The organism is Streptomyces sp. 7-21, assembly GCF_016741785.1.
GTDB lineage: Bacteria > Actinomycetota > Actinomycetes > Streptomycetales > Streptomycetaceae > Streptomyces.
Genome location: NZ_JAERRL010000002.1, coordinates 267,975 through 284,920, shown reverse-complemented (window position 1 = coordinate 284,920; position 16,946 = coordinate 267,975). Strand labels below are relative to the sequence as shown.

The following is a 16,946-nucleotide window of genomic DNA, read 5'->3' as shown; positions in this document are numbered from 1 at the left end:
GGGCAGCGCGCGCGCCGCACCGGTGGTGTGGTCGTTCTGCGTCCGCGGTCTGCACCCCGCAGGCGGCACGTGCCCCGCACGCTAACGAGGGGCCATGACGGATCGATGACGCGTCAGATGCCCAGCACGACCTTGGCGATGGAGAAGTAGATGACCAGGCCGGTCGCGTCGACCAGCGTCGTGACCATGGGGGCGGACACCACCGCCGGGTCGATGCGCAGCCGCTTGGCCAGCAGCGGCATCGTGCCGCCCACGGTCGAGGCCCAGGTACAGATCGCCACCAGCGTCAGCGCCACCACCAGCGCGACGTCCCAGCCGACGAACAACGACCCCACCAGCATGCCGACCGCCGCCAGCATGCAGCCCAGCAGCAGCCCGGTGCGGCACTCGCGCCAGACCACCTTCAGCAGGTCGCCGACGCGCACCTCCCCCACGGCCAGCGCGCGGACCGCCGCCGTGGCGGCCTGGGCACCGGAGTTGCCGCCCGTGCCGATCAGCAGCGGCACGAACAGCGCCAGCTGCGTCACCGCGTTCAGCTCGCTCTCGAACGCCTGCGTCACCGAGACCGTCAGCGTGGCGGCCAGCATCAGCAGCATCAGCCACATCAGCCGCGTCCGGGACAGCTGGAACACCGACGCCGACATGTAGTGCCGCTCCAGCGGCTCCGCGCCCGACTGCCGCGCCACGTCCTCGGTGTCGGCCGCCTCCAGCACCTCCACCGCGTCGTCGATCGTCAGCAGGCCCACCAGGCGGTCCTCGCTGTCGACGACCGGCAGGTCCAGGACGTTGGTCTCCCGCATCAGGCGGGCCGCGTCCTCCGCCCGGTCGGTGGCGCGCGCTTTGGGCGGCTCGGTCACCACCAGCGAGGCCACCTGCGTCTCCGGCTCGCTGAGCACCAGCTCCCGCAGCTCGACGATGCCGGTCAGCCGCCGCCCCCGGTCCACCACGGGCAGCGTGTAGATCGTCTCGGCCTGCGCGCCGCGGCGGCGCACCGTCTCCAGCGCCTGCGAGACCGTCAGCTCCTGCTGCAAGGCCACGGTCTCGGGCGTCATGAACCGCCCGACCGAGCCTTCGGGGTAGCCGAGCAGCGCGGCGGTCATCTGCCGCTCGTGGGCGCTTAGCCCGGCCAGCACCCGCTTGGCGACCTTGGCGGGCGCCTCCTTGAGCATCCGCGCCCGGTCGTCGGGGTCCATGTTCTCGACCAGCTCGCGGAACGGCTGGTCGCGCAGCCCTTCCAGGATCTGCTGCTGGTCGACGGGATCCAGCTCCTCGAAGACCTCCAGCGCGCGGTCCTTGTCCAGCAGCCGGAAGGTGACGACGGAGTTCACCTCGTCCATACGGGCGATCTCGTCGGCGATGGCGTAGGGCGGCTGGGTCTCCAGCCACTCCAGGGCGCCCGCGAGGTCGTGGTCCTCGAGCAGGGCAGGCAGGTGCGTCATGACGGAGGAACCCCCAGAGAACGGAAGGCGGTCACGGGCATCCGGAATCCGCGCACGCGCCGGGAGCCCCGGGCCGTCTCCTTACCTGGGCTCGTGGACGCGGCGCGGGGGATGACTAGGAGGGTCACTGCGCATCGCAGCCTCACCTCCCGTCGTGTCGCTCCGCCACAACCGTTCTTCAGGGTACTAGCCATCAGCAACGATCATGACAAAAAATCAGACATTCAGGACACCGCTGGCCGTCCGTAGCATGAACGTTGCACGAGCGGAGGCTTACCGCCGGGCCGCCCTCAGGCAGTGACGCGGCCGAAAACCACCGAGCCGGTGTCCCCCTCGGGGACGTCCCGCTCCACGCGGACCGCGTCCTCCTCCGCCAGCGCGGCCAGCGCCGCCGGGAAGCGGTCCGGGGTGTCGGTGTGGAGCGTCAGCAGCGGCTGCCCCTCGGTGACCCGGTCGCCCGGCTTGGCGTGCAGCTCCACCCCGGCCGCCGCCTGCACCGGGTCCTCCTTGCGGGCGCGCCCGGCGCCCAGCCGCCACGCGGCCAGGCCCACCCCGTAGGCGTCGAGCCGGGTGAGGACCCCGCTGGCCGGGGCAGGCACGGTGTGCCGCTCCCGCGCCGAGGGCAGCGGCGCGTCCGGGTCGCCGCCCTGCGCGGCGATCATGCGGCGCCACACGTCCATGGCCGAGCCGTCCGCCAGCGCCCGCTCCGGGTCGGCGTCGCCGAGCCCGGCCGCGTCCAGCATCTCGCGCGCCAGGGCCAGCGTCAGCTCCCGCACGTCCCGCGGGCCGCCGCCGGCCAGCACCTCCACGGCCTCCCTGACCTCCAGCGCGTTGCCCGCGGTCAGCCCCAGCGGCGTGGACATGTCGGTGAGCAGCGCCACCGTCCGCACCCCGTGGTCGGTGCCCAGGCTCACCATCGTCTCGGCCAGTTCGCGGGCGTCCTCGCGCGACTTCATGAACGCCCCGGAGCCCGCCTTCACGTCCAGCACCAGCGCGCCGGTGCCCTCCGCGATCTTCTTCGACATGATCGAGGAGGCGATCAGCGGGATCGACTCGACGGTGCCCGTCACGTCCCGCAGCGCGTACAGCTTCCGGTCGGCCGGGGCCAGGCCCTCGCCCGCCGCGCAGATCACCGCGCCCACCTCGCCCAGCAGGCGGGTCATCTCCGCCGTGGACAGCCGCGCCCGCCAGCCGGGGATGGCCTCCAGCTTGTCCAGCGTCCCGCCGGTGTGGCCCAGGCCCCGGCCCGACAGCTGCGGCACGGCCGCCCCGCAGGCGGCGACCAGCGGCGCCAGCGGCAGCGTGATCTTGTCGCCGACGCCGCCCGTGGAGTGCTTGTCCACCGTGGGCCGGTCCAGGCCGGAGAAGTCCAGCCGCTCCCCCGACGCCATCATCGCGGCGGTCCAGCGCGCGATCTCCGCGCGGTCCATACCGTTGAGCAGGATCGCCATGGCGAGGGCGGACATCTGCTCCTCGGCGACCTCGCCCCGGGTGTACGCGGCGATGACCCAGTCGATCTGCTCGGGCGTCAGCGCGTGCCCGTCGCGCTTGGCACGGATGACGGTGATGGCGTCCACGGTTGCTCCGCTCTGTTCCTAACGCTCCAGCGTCCACGCGCCGGGCAGCAGCTCGGCGAGGGTGCGGACGCCGTCGGGGGTGTCCACGGCGAGCGACGGCCCGCCGTGCTCCATCAGCAGCTGGCGGCAGCGGCCGCACGGGGTGATGACACGGCCCTGCCCGTCGCAGCAGGTGAAGTGGGTGAGCCGGCCGCCGCCGGTGGCGTGCAGCGCGGAGACCAGCCCGCACTCGGCGCACAGGCCCAGGCCGTACGAGGCGTTCTCCACGTTGCAGCCCGTCACGGTGCGGCCGTCGTCCACCCGGGCGGCGGCGCCCACCGGGTACCGCGAGTACGGGGCGTACGCCCGGCTCATGGCCTCGCGGGCGGCGCGGCGCAGCGCGTCCCACTCCGCGGGCGGCAGCGGGGCCGCGGGGTGCTCGCTCATCACTCCTCGCCCCTGCGGTACGGCTTGCCGATGGCCTTGGGCGGCCGCAGCCGCTGCGAGAACAGCGCCAGCACCAGCAGCGTCGTCAGGTAGGGCGTGGCCGAGACCATCTCGCTGGGCATGGTGTCGGTCGTCGCGTACCACAGGGCGAGCAGCGCCGCCACCACGAGGCACACGGCCGCGGCCCGGTGCCTGCCGCGCGTGAACTGCCACACCGCCCAGGCCGCCAGCGCCAGCGCGAACAGCAGCAGCGCCGCGTGGACTGTGTCGCCGCCGCCGCGGTTCTGGAGGGAGTCGGTGAAGCCGAACAGGCCCGCGCCGGTGGCGACGCCGCCGGGCCGCCAGTTGCCGAAGATCATCGTCGCCAGGCCGAGGTAGCCGCGCCCGCCGGTCTGGCCGTCCTGGTACATGCGGATCAGCACCGCCAGGTAGGCGCCGCCGAGCCCGGCCAGCGCGCCGGAGACCGCCAGCGCCGCGTACTTGTAGACGTAGACGTTCACGCCGAGCGACTCGGTGGCCTGCGGGTTCTCGCCGCACGACCGCAGCCGCAGGCCGAAGGAGGTACGCCACAGCACCACGTAGGAGACCACGAACAGCGCCACCGCCAGCAGCGTCAGCCACGACACCTGGCGCACCGCCGCCCCCAGTATCCCGGCGGCGTCCGAGACCAGGAACCACCGCTTGGCCGCGAGGTCGCCGAGCCAGTCGGAGACCCCCGGCACCGTGAACGGCGTCATGGGGTCCATCTGCGGCGACTGCTTGTCGTTGCCGCCCAGCGCGGCGGCCTCGCTGCCCTCCGCGCCGAACCACAGCTTGGCGAGGAACTGCACGACGCCCAGCGCCAGGATGTTGATGGCGACACCGGAGACAATGTGGTCCACGCCGAACGTCACCGTCGCCAGCGCGTGCAGCAGGCCGCCGAGGGCCCCGCCCACGATCCCGGCCACCACGGCCGCCCACGGCCCGTACTGCCAGCCGATCCACCCGGCCGCGAACATGCCGAGCATCATCATGCCCTCGAGGCCGATGTTGATGACGCCCGCGCGCTCGGCCCACAGCCCGCCGAGACCGGCCAGGCCGATCGGCACGGCGTAGCTGAGCGCGCTGCTCCACTGCGCGGTCTGGGTCAGGCTCTGTTCCCCCGTGACCACGCGCGCGACGGAGAACAGCAGCAGGCCGCCCGCGAGGATCAGCAGCACGACGGGCAGGGTCACGCGGCGGCGCACCGGGGCGCCCGGCGCGGGCTCCTTGCCGGGGCGGAGCCGCTGGGAGACGGCGTTCGGAACGCTGGTCACGCGGACACCTCCGCCGAGTCGTCGGTGCTGGGTGGGGTGCTGGGGGTGGCCTTGCCGGACCGCTCGCCCACCAGGCGCTGCTGGCGGCGCACGCCCCAGCGGCGCACGAGTTCGTAGGCGACGACGACGGAGAGCACGATGATGCCCTGCATGACGCCGACGATCTCCTGGGCGTAGCCCTCGATCTCCAGCTGCGTGCCGGTGCGCTCCAGGAAGCCCCACAGCAGGGCGGCGAACGCCATGCCGATCGCGTGGTTGCGGCCGAGCAGCGCGATGGCGATGCCGGTGAAGCCGATGCCCTCGGGGAAGTCGTTGCCGTAGTTGCCAGACTCGTTCAGCAGGGTCGGCATGCCGACCAGGCCCGCGACCGCGCCGGAGAGCAGCATCGCCGTGACGACGGTGCGCTTGACGCTCACGCCGCTGGCCTCAGCGGCCGGCTCGGAGCGGCCCACCGCCCGCAGGTCGAAGCCGAAGCGGGTGCGGCCGAGTACGAACCAGTAGGCCAGGCCCGCCGCCACGGCCAGCAGCACCGTGCCGTGGATGGGCTGCACCTGCGTGGCGAACTCGAAGAACATCGCCGACTCGGGCAGGTCGGGCGTGTGAATGATGTTGCCCTCCCGCTCGCCGAGGCGGCTTTCCTGGAGGAAGTAGCCGATCAGCGCGCCCGCCAGGAAGTTGAGCATGATGGTCGTGATGACCTCGTTCACGCCCCGGGTGGCCTTCAGGTAGCCGGCGATGCCGGACCACAGGGCGCCGCACGCCATGGCGGTCACGATGATCACCACGGTCGCCAGCGGCCCCGGCAGGGACAGCGAGCCGCCGACCGCCGCGGCGAAGAAGGCGGCGACCCGGTACTGGCCGTCCACGCCGATGTTGAACAGGTTCATGCGGAAGCCGATGGCCACGGCCGCCGCCGCCAGGTAGTACGGGATGGCCCGGTTGATGATCCAGACCTGGCTGTCGCTCTTGCTGCCGAAGTCCAGCATCACCTGGTAGGCGTGGAACGGGTCCTGCCCGGTGATGGACATCACCACCGAGGTGATGACCACGGCGGTGACGATGGCCAGCAGCGGCGCGGCCAGCGCCAGCACCAGGCGGTCCCGGTCCAGGCGCGGCAGCCGCAGGCCCGGCCGCTTCGCCGGGCCGGTGGTCGTCGGGGCGCTCACTCGTTCTCCTCCCCCGCTCCCGGCTCGCCGCCCGGCTGCTCAAGGTGCCCGGTGGCGGCGCCGGTCATGGCGGTGCCCAGCTGCTCCGGCGTGATCGTGGCCGGATCGGCGTCGGCGACGAGCCGCCCGCCGTAGATGACGCGCAGGCTGTCCGACAGGCCGATCAGCTCGTCCAGGTCGGCGGAGATCAGCAGCACCGCCAGGCCGTCGGAGCGGGCCTGCCGGATGCGGTCCCAGATCTCCGCCTGCGCGCCGACGTCCACCCCGCGGGTGGGGTGGGCGGCGATGAGGATCCGCGGGTCGTGGCTCATCTCGCGGCCGACGATCAGCTTCTGCTGGTTGCCGCCGGAGAGGCTGCCCGCCGTGACCTCGATGCCGGGGGTGCGCACGTCGTACTCGCGGACGATGCGCTCGGTGTCGCGCCGGGCCTGGCCGGCCGTCAGCCACGGGCCGCGGCTGTTGGGCGGCTGCGTGACGTGGCCCAGCATGCGGTTCTCCCACAGCGGCGCCTGGAGCAGCAGGCCGTGGCGGTGGCGGTCCTCGGGGATGTAGCCGATGCCGCGCTCGCGGCGGGTCCGGGTCGAGGCCCGGGTCAGGTCCTCCCCGGCGAGGGTGATGGTCCCGGCGTCGGGCTGCCGGATGCCCATGATCGCCTCGACCAGCTCGGCCTGGCCGTTGCCCTCGACGCCCGCGATGCCGAGCACCTCACCGCGGTGGATGGTGAAGTCGATGTCCGACAGGATCCGCCGGGGCACGCCGTCGGCGTCGCTGCCGCTCAGGCTCAGCCCGGAGACGGTCAGCACCGGCTCGTCGGTGACCGTGGACTCGCGGGTCTCGGGCGTCGGCAGCTGGCTGCCCACCATCAGCTCGGCCAGCTGCTTCGGCGTGGTCTCGGCGGGCGTGACCGAGGCGACCGTGGTGCCGCGCCGGATGACGGTGATGGCGTCCGCGACGGACAGCACCTCCCCCAGCTTGTGGGAGATGAACAGCACGGTCAGGCCCTCGTCGGTCAGGCCGCGGAGGTTCTCGAAGAGCGCGTCCACCTCCTGCGGCACCAGCACCGCCGTGGGCTCGTCGAGGATGAGGGTGCGGGCGCCCCGGTAGAGGACCTTGAGGATCTCCACGCGCTGGCGGTCGGCGACGCCGATCTCCTCGACGAGCACGTCGGGGCGCACCGCCAGGCCGTACGTCTCGGACAGCTCCAGCACGCGTTCGCGGGCGCGCTGGCCGATGCCGTACAGGCGCTCGGCGCCCAGCACGGTGTTCTCCAGGACGGTGAGGTTGTCGGCCAGCATGAAGTGCTGGTGCACCATGCCGATGCCGCGGGCGATCGCGTCGGCCGGGCTGCGGAAGTCGACCGTCTCCCCGTCGATGGTGATGGTGCCCTCGTCGGGACGCTGCATCCCGTAGAGGATCTTCATCAGGGTGGACTTGCCCGCGCCGTTCTCGCCGACGAGGGCGTGCACGGTGCCGCGCTCCACGGTGATGTTGATGTCGTGGTTGGCCACCACACCGGGGAAGCGCTTGGTGATGCCGCGCAGCTCAACGGCCGCGGTACTGCCGTGCCCTGGCGGGCTGCTGGAGGCTGTGATGACGCACGCTCCTGTGGGGGACGGTGAACGGAACGGGCACGGGTCGCCGCGCCGCTCCCTCGCCCGGAGGGGGCGGCGCGGCGTGCCGCCGGCGGGTTACGGGGTCTCGCTGACCTCGGTCTCGCCGTCGGTGATGCGCTGCTGCGCGTCCTCGATCTCGTCGCTGATGTCGTCGATGAACCCGCCGGAGGTGGCCAGCGAGACGCCGCCCTCGGCGAGGGTGTACTCGTGGACGCCGGAGGGGGACTCGCCGTTCTCCACCTGCTCGATGAGGTCGAAGACCGCCAGGTCCACGCTCTTGACGACGGACGTCAGGATCGAGTCGCGGTAGTCGCGCAGACCGGGCTGCTCGTACTGGTCGGAGTCCACACCGATCGCCCAGGCGCCGTCGGCCGCGGCGACCTCCTCGATGGCGCCCATGCCGGACTGGCCCGCGGCGGTGTAGATCACGTCGATGCCGCGGTCCAGCATGCCGCTGGCCTTGTCGGCGGCGCGCGCGACGTCGTTGAAGCCGCGGTCGTCGTTCTCGTAGAGGTACTCGACCTGGACGTCGATGCTGTCGTCGGTGTCCTGGACGCCCTGGACGAACCCGGCCTCGAACTTCTGGATCAGCGGGTTGTTGACGCCGCCGATGAAGCCGACCTGGCCCGACTCGGTCTTCAGCGCGGCGGCGACGCCGGCGAGGTAGGAGCCCTCGTGCTCGGCGAAGACCATGCTGTAGACGTTGTCGCCCTCGGCGGTGGCGTCGACGATGCCGAACGTCGTGTCCGGGTAGTCGGCGGCGACCCGCTCGACGGCGTTGCCGTACAGGTAGCCGACGGCGATCACGGGGTTGTGGCCGGCGTTGGCGAGGGACTCCAGGCGCTGGACGCGGTCGGCGTCCGTCTCCTCGTTACGGGCCGTGGCGTACTCGATCTCCAGGCCGAGCTCGTCGGCGGCCTGGTCGGCGCCGCGGGCGGCGGATTCGTTGAAGGAGGCGTCGTCGCGGCCTCCGACGTCGAAGGCGATGGCGGGACCGAGGTCCTCACCCGAGTTGCTTTCCGTGGAACTCTCTCCGCAGGCGCTGGCGGTGAGCGCCAGGACCGCCGTGCTGGCGATCATCGCTGCGAGTCTGGGTACGCGGCGCAAGAGGAACGATCCCTTCGGTCGACTTAGCGCCTCCCACGGCGCTGGTGCGCCGATCGTAACGCGCGTAGAAAAGCCGTAAAGCAGCGTTCAAGGCCCGTTATCAGATCGGTGTGAACGCAACCGCGGCGCAACATAGCGCGGGCCGCCGCCCGGTGTCCGCGCGGCGGGTCAGCCGAGCAGCGCCACCGCGGTGAGCAGTTCGACACCCGTGGTGATCGCGCGCTCGTCGATGTCGAAATCGCCCTGGTGGATGTCGCGCGGCGCGGCCGTGGTCTCGCCGGGGGTGCGCACGCCCAGCCGGGCCATGGCGCCCGGCACGTGCTCCAGGTACCAGGAGAAGTCCTCGCCGCCCAGGCTCTGTTCGGTCGGCTCCACCGCGTCCGCGCCGTAGCGGGCGGTCATGGCGCGGGTCAGCAGGTCCGTGGCCGCGGCGTCGTTGACCACCGGCGGGACGCCCCGGACGTACTGCAGCTCGGTCTTGGCCCGGTAGAGCGCGGCGACCTCGTCGATCGCGGCGTGCACCAGGTCGGGGGCGGTGCGCCAGGCCGCGAGGTCCAGGCAGCGCATGGTGCCGGAGAGCTCGGCGGTCTGCGGGATGACGTTGGGGGCGTCGCCGGCGCACAGGCGGCCCCAGGTGACGGCCAGGCCGGCCCGGGTGTCGACGCGGCGGGCGAGCAGCGCGGGCACCTCGGTGGCGATCCTGGCCGCGGCCGTGACCAGGTCGGTCGTCAGGTGCGGCCGGGCGGTGTGACCGCCGGGGCCGCTGAGCTTGACCTTGATCAGGTCGCACGCCGAGGTGATCGCGCCGGTGCGGACCCCGATGCGCCCGGCGTCCACGCGGGGATCGCAGTGGAGCGCGAAGATGCTGCCGACGCCCTCCAGCACGCCGGCGTCGATGGCATCGGTCGCACCGCCGGGCAGCACCTCCTCGGCGGGCTGGAAGAGCAGCCGCACCGGGCGGGGCAGGCGGCCCTCGCGCGCCAGCGCGGCCAGCACCAGGCCCGCACCGAGCACGACCGTGGTGTGCACGTCGTGTCCGCAGGCGTGGGCGCGGCCGGAGACTGTCGACCGGTAGGGCACGGTCTTGGTGTCGGGGATGGGCAGCGCGTCGATGTCGGCGCGCAGCGCCAGCAGCGGGGCGTCGGCGTTGGCCACGCCCTCGGCGGCGCCGATGTCGCACACCAGGCCGGTGCCGGTGGTGAGGACGCGCGGGGCCAGTCCGGCCCGCTCCAGCCGCTGCCGGAGTACCGCCGTCGTGCGCACCTCCTGGTGGCCCAGCTCCGGGTGCATGTGCAGGTCGCGGCGGAACGCGATCAGCTCAGCGCGGAGGGCTTCGTCCAGGGTGCCGGGGAGAGACAGCGGATCACTCACGAATCGAGACTAACCCTCTTCAGCGATCAACCGCCCGTTCGTTACGGAAAGTTCACTCGCTGGACGGAGCTCGCGCGCATAACGGTGGGCGCGTTGGGGTATTACTGCGCCTTCGTTCTGCGCTGCGCGGCTGATGCTCGGCTGGGGTCAGCTGGGTCAGCTGGGTCAGCTGGGAATCGTCAGCGACGTGACGCCGCGGGTGAGCGCGGAGGTCGTCACCGTGGCGAGGAAGCCGCTGGCCCGGTCGGAGACGCGGTCGGTCAGCCAGGCCTCGGATATGTCGATGACGGCCACGCCGACGGAGGTGCCCGCGAGCACGCGCGGCAGCGTATGCACCACGGTGGAGGGGAAGCTGAGGATGCGGGAGCCGATCGGCCCCTTGCGGGCGATGAGTTCGAGCGGCAGGTCCGGGCGGAGGATCTCCATGCCCGTCTCGTCGGTCAGCCGCCGCAGTTTCTCCGGGCTCTCCTTGCGGTGCGCGAAGTAACGCGTGACGCCGTGGGCGCGGGCGAGCTGGGCGACGGCGGCCAGGTAGCGGCTCTCGTGCAGCACCCCCGTCTCGACCAGCGAGGTGCCCACCAGGTCAGCGCCGCCGGTCAGTTCGGGCGGACCGAAGCGGGAGCGGGTCCAGGCGAAGTCGTTGGCGACGACGGTCACGCCGTCCACCGGCTGCACCGGCATCGCCGTGAACACCTCGACGCGCTGCCCGGCTCCGGGCGTCAGCCGCCGCACCGCCCGGCGGGCGACCGGCGCGAACAGCGCCGCCGCCGCGCCCCGGGGGGCGCCGCGGTGCCAGCGCACCAGCCGCTCGCCACGGCCGAGCTGCGCCGTGAACTCCATGGTGGCGGTGCCGTCGTCGACGACCACCACGTCGCAGCGGCCCGCCATGGACAGCAGGAGCTGAAGGTAACGGGAGAACGGATCGCCGAGCACCAGCCGCCGCGCCCGGCGCAGCGGCCCGGCCAGCGCGGCCAGCGCCCGCGAGGGCGTCACCGCGCCGCCGCGCGCCTCGCGCCACAGCACCCGGCAGCCGGCGCCGCGGGCGAGCTGCGCCATGCGGCGCAGCTGCCCGCGGCTCGCGGCGCCGCGCGTGCCGTGCGGCGGCAGGATGACCACCGTGAAGGCACCCGGATCAGCCGCGTGGGACCACTCCAGGATGTTGAGGAGCTGGACCGGGCTCTCGGCGAAGGCCAGCGTCCGTGCCGAATGGTCACGCATGCGACATACGTCCGTTCTCCCGTGTGGCCGACTCCGACGGATCAGACGGAGGCGTGCTCCAGCTCGTCGCCCTTGGCCGCCTCCTCCTGCTCCGCGACGACACCCTTGACGCGGCGCAGCTTCTTCATCGGCGCGAGCTCGCTCTCGTAGACCTTCTTCACGCCGTCACCGAGGGACTCCTCGATGATGCGGATGTCCCGCACCAGCCGGGCCAGGCCCTGCGGCTCGACGGAGGCGGCCTGGTCGGAGCCCCACATCGCGCGGTCGAGCGTGATGTGACGCTCGACGAAGACGGCGCCGAGCGCGACGGCGGCCAGCGTCGTCTGCAGGCCGGTCTCGTGACCGGAGTAGCCGATCGGCACGTTCGGGTACTCACGCTGGAGCGTGTGGATCACCCGGAGGTTCAGCTCCTCGGCCTTCGCCGGGTAGGTGCTCGTCGCGTGGCACAGCAGGATGTTCTCGCTGCCGAGCACCTCAACCGCGTGCCGGATCTGCTTCGGGGTGGACATGCCGGTGGACAGGATGATGGTCCGGCCGGTGGCCCGCAGCGTCCGCAGCAGCTCGTCGTCGGTCAGCGACGCCGAGGCGACCTTGTGCGCCGGCACGTCGAACTGCTCCAGGAACGCGACCGCCTCGGTGTCCCACGGGGAGGCGAACCAGTGGATGCCCTTGCGGCGGCAGTAGTCGTCGATCGCCCGGTAGTCGTCTTCGCCGAACTCGACGCGGTGCCGGTAGTCGATGTACGTCATCCGGCCCCACGGGGTGTCCCGTTCGATGTCCCACTGGTCGCGCGGAGTGCAGATCTCCGGGGTGCGCTTCTGGAACTTCACGGCGTCGCAGCCCGCTTCCACAGCGGCGTCGATGAGCGCGAAGGCGTTCTCCAGATCACCGTTGTGGTTGATGCCGATCTCGCCCGTGACATAGACCGGGCGGCCAGGGCCCACAATGCGGTCGCCGAGCTTACGCAGACGGTTGCCTGGGGTCATGATGCTGTCAGTTCCTTTCCGAGGATCCACGAGGCGATCTCGCGGATCGCGCCGGCCCCTCCCGGTGCGGAGGTGACCGCGCGGGCGGCGCCGCGAACGATGTCATGGGCGTTCGCGACGGCGACCGGCCAGCCCACAAGGCCGAAGCATGGCAGGTCGTTGACGTCGTTGCCCGCGTAGAGCACGCGCTCTGGCGCGATGTGCTGCTCCTCGCACCACTGTTTCAGCGCGAGGTCCTTCCGCTCGACGCCGTGCAGCACGGGGATGCGGAGTTTCCGGGCCCGTGCGGCGACGACCGGATTCTCCTCCGTGGACAGGATGAGCAGCGGAATGCCCGCGCGACGCAGCGCGGCGATGCCGAGCCCGTCGCCGCGGTGCACGGCCACGATCTCCCGTCCTTCGGAGTCGACGAGCACCCGGTCGTCGGTCTGGGTGCCGTCGAAGTCGAGCACGACCGCGTCGATGTCGTCGCGGGTCGGCAGGTAGTCGGGGAACGGCCTGGCGGGCGCGTCGCTCCGCCCGCCGTCCAGCAGCGGCGCCAGCGCGCGGGCCCGGGCCAGGTCGTGCGGGTCGTCGATCTCCAGCACCCGGGCCGGGTCCGTGCGGACCAGCTCGGTGCGGCCGAAGAAACGGTGCTTCTCGGTGCGCAGGCCCTCGGCGCGCATGCCGTAGACGGCGCCGGTCTCCAGCAGGTCCTCGGGGCGGTCCTGGCGGCGGGGGCGGTGCGACTTGTCGTGGTTGACCCCGTGCGCCCCGGCCCCGGGGTCCTCGCGCCAGACGAAGCCGTGGAACGGCGCGACGGTCAGCGCCGTGTCCGCGCCGTCGAGGACGGCGGCGGCCACCCCGTCGACCTCCTCGCTCGTCAGGAACGGGCTGGTGCACTGCACGAGCAGCACCACGTCCACGGTGACGCCGTGGCGTTCCTGGTAGACGTCCATCGCGTGGAGCACCGCGGACTCGCTGGTGGCGGTGTCGCTGGAGATCTGGGCGGGGCGCTCGATGACCTCCGCGCCCGCCGCGTGGGCGGCGGTGGCGATGCGCTCGTCGTCGGTGGAGACGACGACGGCGGTCAGCAGCTTGGCAGCGCGGCACTCGCGCACGGCGCGGGTGATCAGCGGGGCGTCCCCGACGGGGGCCATGTTCTTGCCTGGCACCCCCTTCGAACCACCTCGCGCGGGGATGACTGCGAGCACAGTGCTCATGGCTCTTGCCTTCGTTCCGGTGTCGTCTGGCTGGTGTCCGCGGGCAGCGGGGCGAGGGTCAGGACACAGACGTCCTGTAGCTCATCACATCGCACAGTCTCGCTGACCGCCTCACGGCTTCGCCCATTGTTGTCTTTCTGTTCGACGCTCCACCGGCCCGGTCCGTTGCGCTCACGCTGCCTCACAGCTGCCCCCACCGTCGGATCACGGGCGCCACACGCTGCACACCGGCGCGGTAGGCGCCCCGGGCGGTGCGGCGCAGCACCCGGCGGGAGGCGCCGCGCAGCCCGGTCGCGGGCTGCGGCGCGCGGCTGGCGTCCGGCTCGCCCGTGACGTCGAGGCCGTGCCGCGCCAGGACGTGCGGCAGGTAGCCGGGGGCGGTCCTGACCGTGTAGTAGGGCGCGATCGGCAGCAGCTCGCCCTCCCGGGCGGCCGCCACCAGTTCGCTCAGCCGCTTGCGCGCCTCGGTGAACGCCTCGTCGGGCGACGCGCCGATGCCCTGCCGCTCCAGCCAGCCGGCGTCGGGACGCGGCAGGTAGCCGCTGTCCAGCTCGTCCCAGGAGGCGTAGCAGCCGGAGCCGGCGAAGTAGTGATTGCCGAGCGGCTCGCGGATGCCGAGGTCGGTGAGGATCGCGGCGGGGATGCCGCGCTGGAGCGCCTCCAGGGCCGCGGTGGAGCTGACGGTGACCAGCAGGTCGGTGCCGTCCAGCACCTCGCCCATGTTGCCGTACGACAGCCGGAAGTTCGGCGGCTGGCGGTCCTTGGCCCGGTCGGCGAGACGCTGGTAGGGCAGTTCCTCCACATGGGTGGTGTGCTCGCCCGGCTTGCTGCGCAGCTTCAGCACGACCTCGCGCGACGGGTGCGCCCGCGCGTGGTCCATGGCGCGCTCCAGCAGGTAGACCCGGTCGCGGCGGCTGTCGGGCACGGAGGGCTGCACGGCGAAGACGACGCGGAACGGCCGCTCGCCGCGTTCGACGGCTTCGGGGTCGTACGGGTCGCCGCCCAGGAACGGCAGGGCGCACTCGGTGACGGCGGAGGCGTCGGCGCGCACGCCCTCGTAGACGGCGCGGAACCGCTCGGCGTCGAAGCGGCTGTTGGCGAGGATCATGTCGGCGCCGTGGCGCAGCAGCAGGCCGTCGGTCAGCTTCTCGTAGACCACGCCGACGTAGCCGGTGACGATCACGGGGCGGCGCCGGGCGCCGTGCCAGGCCCGGGCGAGGCCGTGGAGCATGGCCTGGATGGTGCCGCCGACGCAGGCGAGGACGACCACGTCGTAGCCCTGGCTGCCCGTGTCAGTGCCGCTGGGGAGGCTGTCCGGCGAACCGTCCGCGCTGCTGCCGGCAGCGGGTGCGCACTGGGCCATTCGGGCGAGGAAGCTGTGTGCGTCGATCTCCCGCAGCTCGTCGGCCTCCGCACCGGTCTCGGCGAGCTGGCGCTCGGTGGGGGTGGCGCGGCCACGCAGCAGAAAACCGTGCACCTGTGACCCGGGCGCTATCCGGCGTGCGGTCAGTGCGCCCCACTTCCACCGGGTATCGGAATCCGCCAGCACGGCCACGCGGGGTGGGGCAGGGGATCGGTCGGGCACATCGTCAACGCTAGGCAAGGGTGCCGATCGCCGGGCCAACTCAGTCACAACAACCAGTTAACAGCATGCCGCCGGAAAACCAACTCGCCCGGTGAGCACACGCGTTCCTCCACATTTTCACGGCAGTTCACGGAAAGGACACCCGTACGCCGAATTCGTCTCATCATACGGGCAGGAACGGCGACTGGCTTCAGAAGGTCTCCGAGGGCACATACGCACCCCACACACCGCGGAGCGTGTCGCACACTTCCCCCACGGTCGCACGCGCCCGCAGCGCCTCCTTCATCGGGTACAGCACGTTCTCCTCGCGCCGCTCGGCCGCCCGCGCCAGCCGGGAGAGCGCCGCGCTGACGGCGCCCCCGTCCCGCTCGGCGCGCAGCGCCGCGAGCCGCCGGGCCTGGCGCTCCTCGATCGCCGGGTCCACGCGCAGCGGCTCGTACGGCTCCTCCTCGTCGATGGTGAAGCGGTTGACGCCGACGACGACCCGCTCCCCCGCCTCGGTCTCCTGGGCGACGCGGTAGGCCGAACGCTCGATCTCCGTCTTCTGGAAACCCTGCTCGATCGCGGCCACGGCGCCGCCGCGCTCCTCGACCTGGCGCATCAGCGCGGTGATGGCCTCCTCCAGGTCGTCGGTCATGGCCTCGATCGCGTAGGAGCCCGCGAACGGGTCCACCGTCGCCGTGACGTCGGTCTCGTGGGCCAGCACCTGCTGGGTCCGCAGCGCCAGCCGGGCGGACTTGTCGGTGGGCAGCGCGATCGCCTCGTCGTAGGCGTTGGTGTGCAGCGACTGGGTGCCGCCGAACACGGCCGCCAGCGCCTGCACCGCCACCCGGACCAGGTTGACCTCGGGCTGCTGCGCCGTCAGCTGCACCCCGGCCGTCTGGGTGTGGAAACGGAGCATCAGCGACTTAGGGTTCCGCGCGCCGAACTCCTCCCGCATCACGCGCGCCCACACCCGCCGGGCGGCCCGGAACTTGGCGACCTCCTCCAGCAGCGTGGTGCGGGCGACGAAGAAGAACGACAGCCGCGGCGCGAAGTCGTCCACCGCCATGCCCGCGGCCACCGCCGTGCGGACGTACTCGATGCCGTTGGCCAGCGTGAACGCGATCTCCTGCGCCGGGGTCGCGCCCGCCTCCGCCATGTGGTAGCCGGAGATCGAGATCGTGTTCCAGCGGGGGATCTCCGCCCCGCAGTACCGGAAGATGTCCGAGACCAGCCGGAGCGAGGGCTTGGGCGGGAAGATGTACGTGCCGCGGGCGATGTACTCCTTGAGCACGTCGTTCTGGATGGTGCCCGACAGCCGGGCGGGGCTGACGCCCTGTTCCTCGGCAACGAGCTGGTACAGCAGCAGCAACAGGGCGGCGGGAGCGTTGATCGTCATCGAGGTCGACACCTCGCCGAGCGGGATGCCGTCAAACAGGACCCGCATGTCCTCGACCGAGTCGATGGCCACGCCCACCTTGCCGACCTCGCCGTGGGCGAGCGGGGCGTCGGAGTCGTACCCCATCTGGGTCGGCAGGTCGAAGGCCACGGACAGCCCGGTGGTGCCGTGCTCGATGAGCTGCCGGTAGCGGGCGTTGGACTCGGCCGCCGTGCCGAACCCGGCGTACTGGCGCATCGTCCAGGGGCGGCCGGTGTACATCGTGGGGTACACGCCGCGTGTGTAGGGGTACTCCCCGGGGCTTCCCAGACGCTCGGCGGGATCCCAGTCTTTCAGCGTCTGCGGGCCGTAGACCGGTTCGATCGGCCGTCCTGACTGCGACTCGCGCACCATGCGCATGCCTCCCGCCTCGTCGCGCCTTCGCGTCCGCCACGGACTGTAGCGACTACGCGACGGTAGGCGGGAGGGAAAGTGGCTGGGAGATGTCTCACATGACCGCCGCGCCCGGTGAGAGCGAGCGGGTGCGGGGACGCGGACGGCGAGCGGCGGGACGCAGCGAGCGACCAGTGAAGAGAGCACG

General features: G+C 72.2%; 13 protein-coding genes. All 13 read right to left on the bottom strand.

Annotation, left to right across the window (positions count from 1 at the left end; translation table 11 throughout):
* Window positions 1–113: 113 nt before the first annotated feature.
* Complete coding sequence (gene mgtE / locus JK356_RS03435; protein ID WP_201865975.1) at window positions 114–1,439, bottom strand: magnesium transporter; 1,326 nt, start codon at window positions 1,437–1,439, stop codon at window positions 114–116.
* Between the two features lie 290 nt (window positions 1,440–1,729).
* Window positions 1,730–3,016, bottom strand: coding sequence for a thymidine phosphorylase (locus JK356_RS03430; protein WP_201865974.1), 1,287 nt, complete (start codon window positions 3,014–3,016; stop codon window positions 1,730–1,732).
* An 18-nt stretch (window positions 3,017–3,034) separates the two neighbouring features.
* Window positions 3,035–3,442: a cytidine deaminase gene (locus JK356_RS03425; RefSeq protein WP_201865973.1), complete on the bottom strand. Its 408-nt coding sequence runs from the start codon at window positions 3,440–3,442 to the stop codon at window positions 3,035–3,037.
* Window positions 3,442–4,737 (bottom strand): ABC transporter permease, encoded by a 1,296-nt coding sequence (locus tag JK356_RS03420; RefSeq protein WP_201865972.1) that lies wholly within the window; start codon window positions 4,735–4,737, stop codon window positions 3,442–3,444. The genes JK356_RS03425 and JK356_RS03420 overlap by 1 nt, the downstream gene beginning before the upstream one ends.
* A complete protein-coding gene (locus JK356_RS03415; RefSeq protein ID WP_201866122.1) occupies window positions 4,734–5,855 on the bottom strand; it encodes an ABC transporter permease in 1,122 nt (373 codons plus the stop codon). The genes JK356_RS03420 and JK356_RS03415 overlap by 4 nt, the downstream gene beginning before the upstream one ends.
* 44 nt (window positions 5,856–5,899) lie before the next feature.
* Window positions 5,900–7,495, bottom strand: a complete 1,596-nt coding sequence (locus JK356_RS03410; protein WP_201866121.1) for an ABC transporter ATP-binding protein — start codon at window positions 7,493–7,495, stop codon at window positions 5,900–5,902.
* A 96-nt stretch (window positions 7,496–7,591) separates the two neighbouring features.
* Complete coding sequence (locus tag JK356_RS03405; protein WP_201865971.1) at window positions 7,592–8,623, bottom strand: BMP family protein; 1,032 nt, start codon at window positions 8,621–8,623, stop codon at window positions 7,592–7,594.
* Between the two features lie 168 nt (window positions 8,624–8,791).
* Complete coding sequence (locus tag JK356_RS03400) at window positions 8,792–9,994, bottom strand: amidohydrolase (RefSeq protein ID WP_307815379.1); 1,203 nt, start codon at window positions 9,992–9,994, stop codon at window positions 8,792–8,794.
* A 165-nt stretch (window positions 9,995–10,159) separates the two neighbouring features.
* Window positions 10,160–11,212 (bottom strand): hypothetical protein, encoded by a 1,053-nt coding sequence (locus JK356_RS03395; RefSeq protein WP_201865970.1) that lies wholly within the window; start codon window positions 11,210–11,212, stop codon window positions 10,160–10,162.
* Between the two features lie 41 nt (window positions 11,213–11,253).
* Window positions 11,254–12,198, bottom strand: a complete 945-nt coding sequence (locus JK356_RS03390; RefSeq protein ID WP_201865969.1) for an N-acetylneuraminate synthase family protein — start codon at window positions 12,196–12,198, stop codon at window positions 11,254–11,256.
* The gene (locus JK356_RS03385; protein WP_201865968.1) at window positions 12,195–13,400 is read right to left on the bottom strand and encodes an acylneuraminate cytidylyltransferase; all 1,206 of its coding nucleotides are present in this window, start codon (window positions 13,398–13,400) and stop codon (window positions 12,195–12,197) included. The genes JK356_RS03390 and JK356_RS03385 overlap by 4 nt, the downstream gene beginning before the upstream one ends.
* Before the next feature lie 181 nt (window positions 13,401–13,581).
* Window positions 13,582–14,985, bottom strand: coding sequence for a DUF6716 putative glycosyltransferase (locus JK356_RS03380; protein ID WP_201865967.1), 1,404 nt, complete (start codon window positions 14,983–14,985; stop codon window positions 13,582–13,584).
* Between the two features lie 190 nt (window positions 14,986–15,175).
* Window positions 15,176–16,759: a methylmalonyl-CoA mutase gene (locus JK356_RS03375; protein WP_201865966.1), complete on the bottom strand. Its 1,584-nt coding sequence runs from the start codon at window positions 16,757–16,759 to the stop codon at window positions 15,176–15,178.
* Window positions 16,760–16,946 lie beyond the last annotated feature (187 nt).

Excerpts from the sequence above, each read along its gene's own strand:
- mgtE (WP_201865975.1), bottom strand. The coding sequence starts at position 1,439 with ATGACGCACCTGCCTGCCCTGCTCGAGGACCACGACCTCGCGGGCGCC.
- JK356_RS03425 (WP_201865973.1), bottom strand. The coding sequence starts at position 3,442 with ATGAGCGAGCACCCCGCGGCCCCGCTGCCGCCCGCGGAGTGGGACGCG.
- JK356_RS03395 (WP_201865970.1), bottom strand. The coding sequence starts at position 11,212 with ATGCGTGACCATTCGGCACGGACGCTGGCCTTCGCCGAGAGCCCGGTC.
- JK356_RS03390 (WP_201865969.1), bottom strand. The coding sequence starts at position 12,198 with ATGACCCCAGGCAACCGTCTGCGTAAGCTCGGCGACCGCATTGTGGGC.
- JK356_RS03385 (WP_201865968.1), bottom strand. The coding sequence starts at position 13,400 with ATGAGCACTGTGCTCGCAGTCATCCCCGCGCGAGGTGGTTCGAAGGGG.
- JK356_RS03375 (WP_201865966.1), bottom strand. The coding sequence starts at position 16,759 with ATGGTGCGCGAGTCGCAGTCAGGACGGCCGATCGAACCGGTCTACGGC.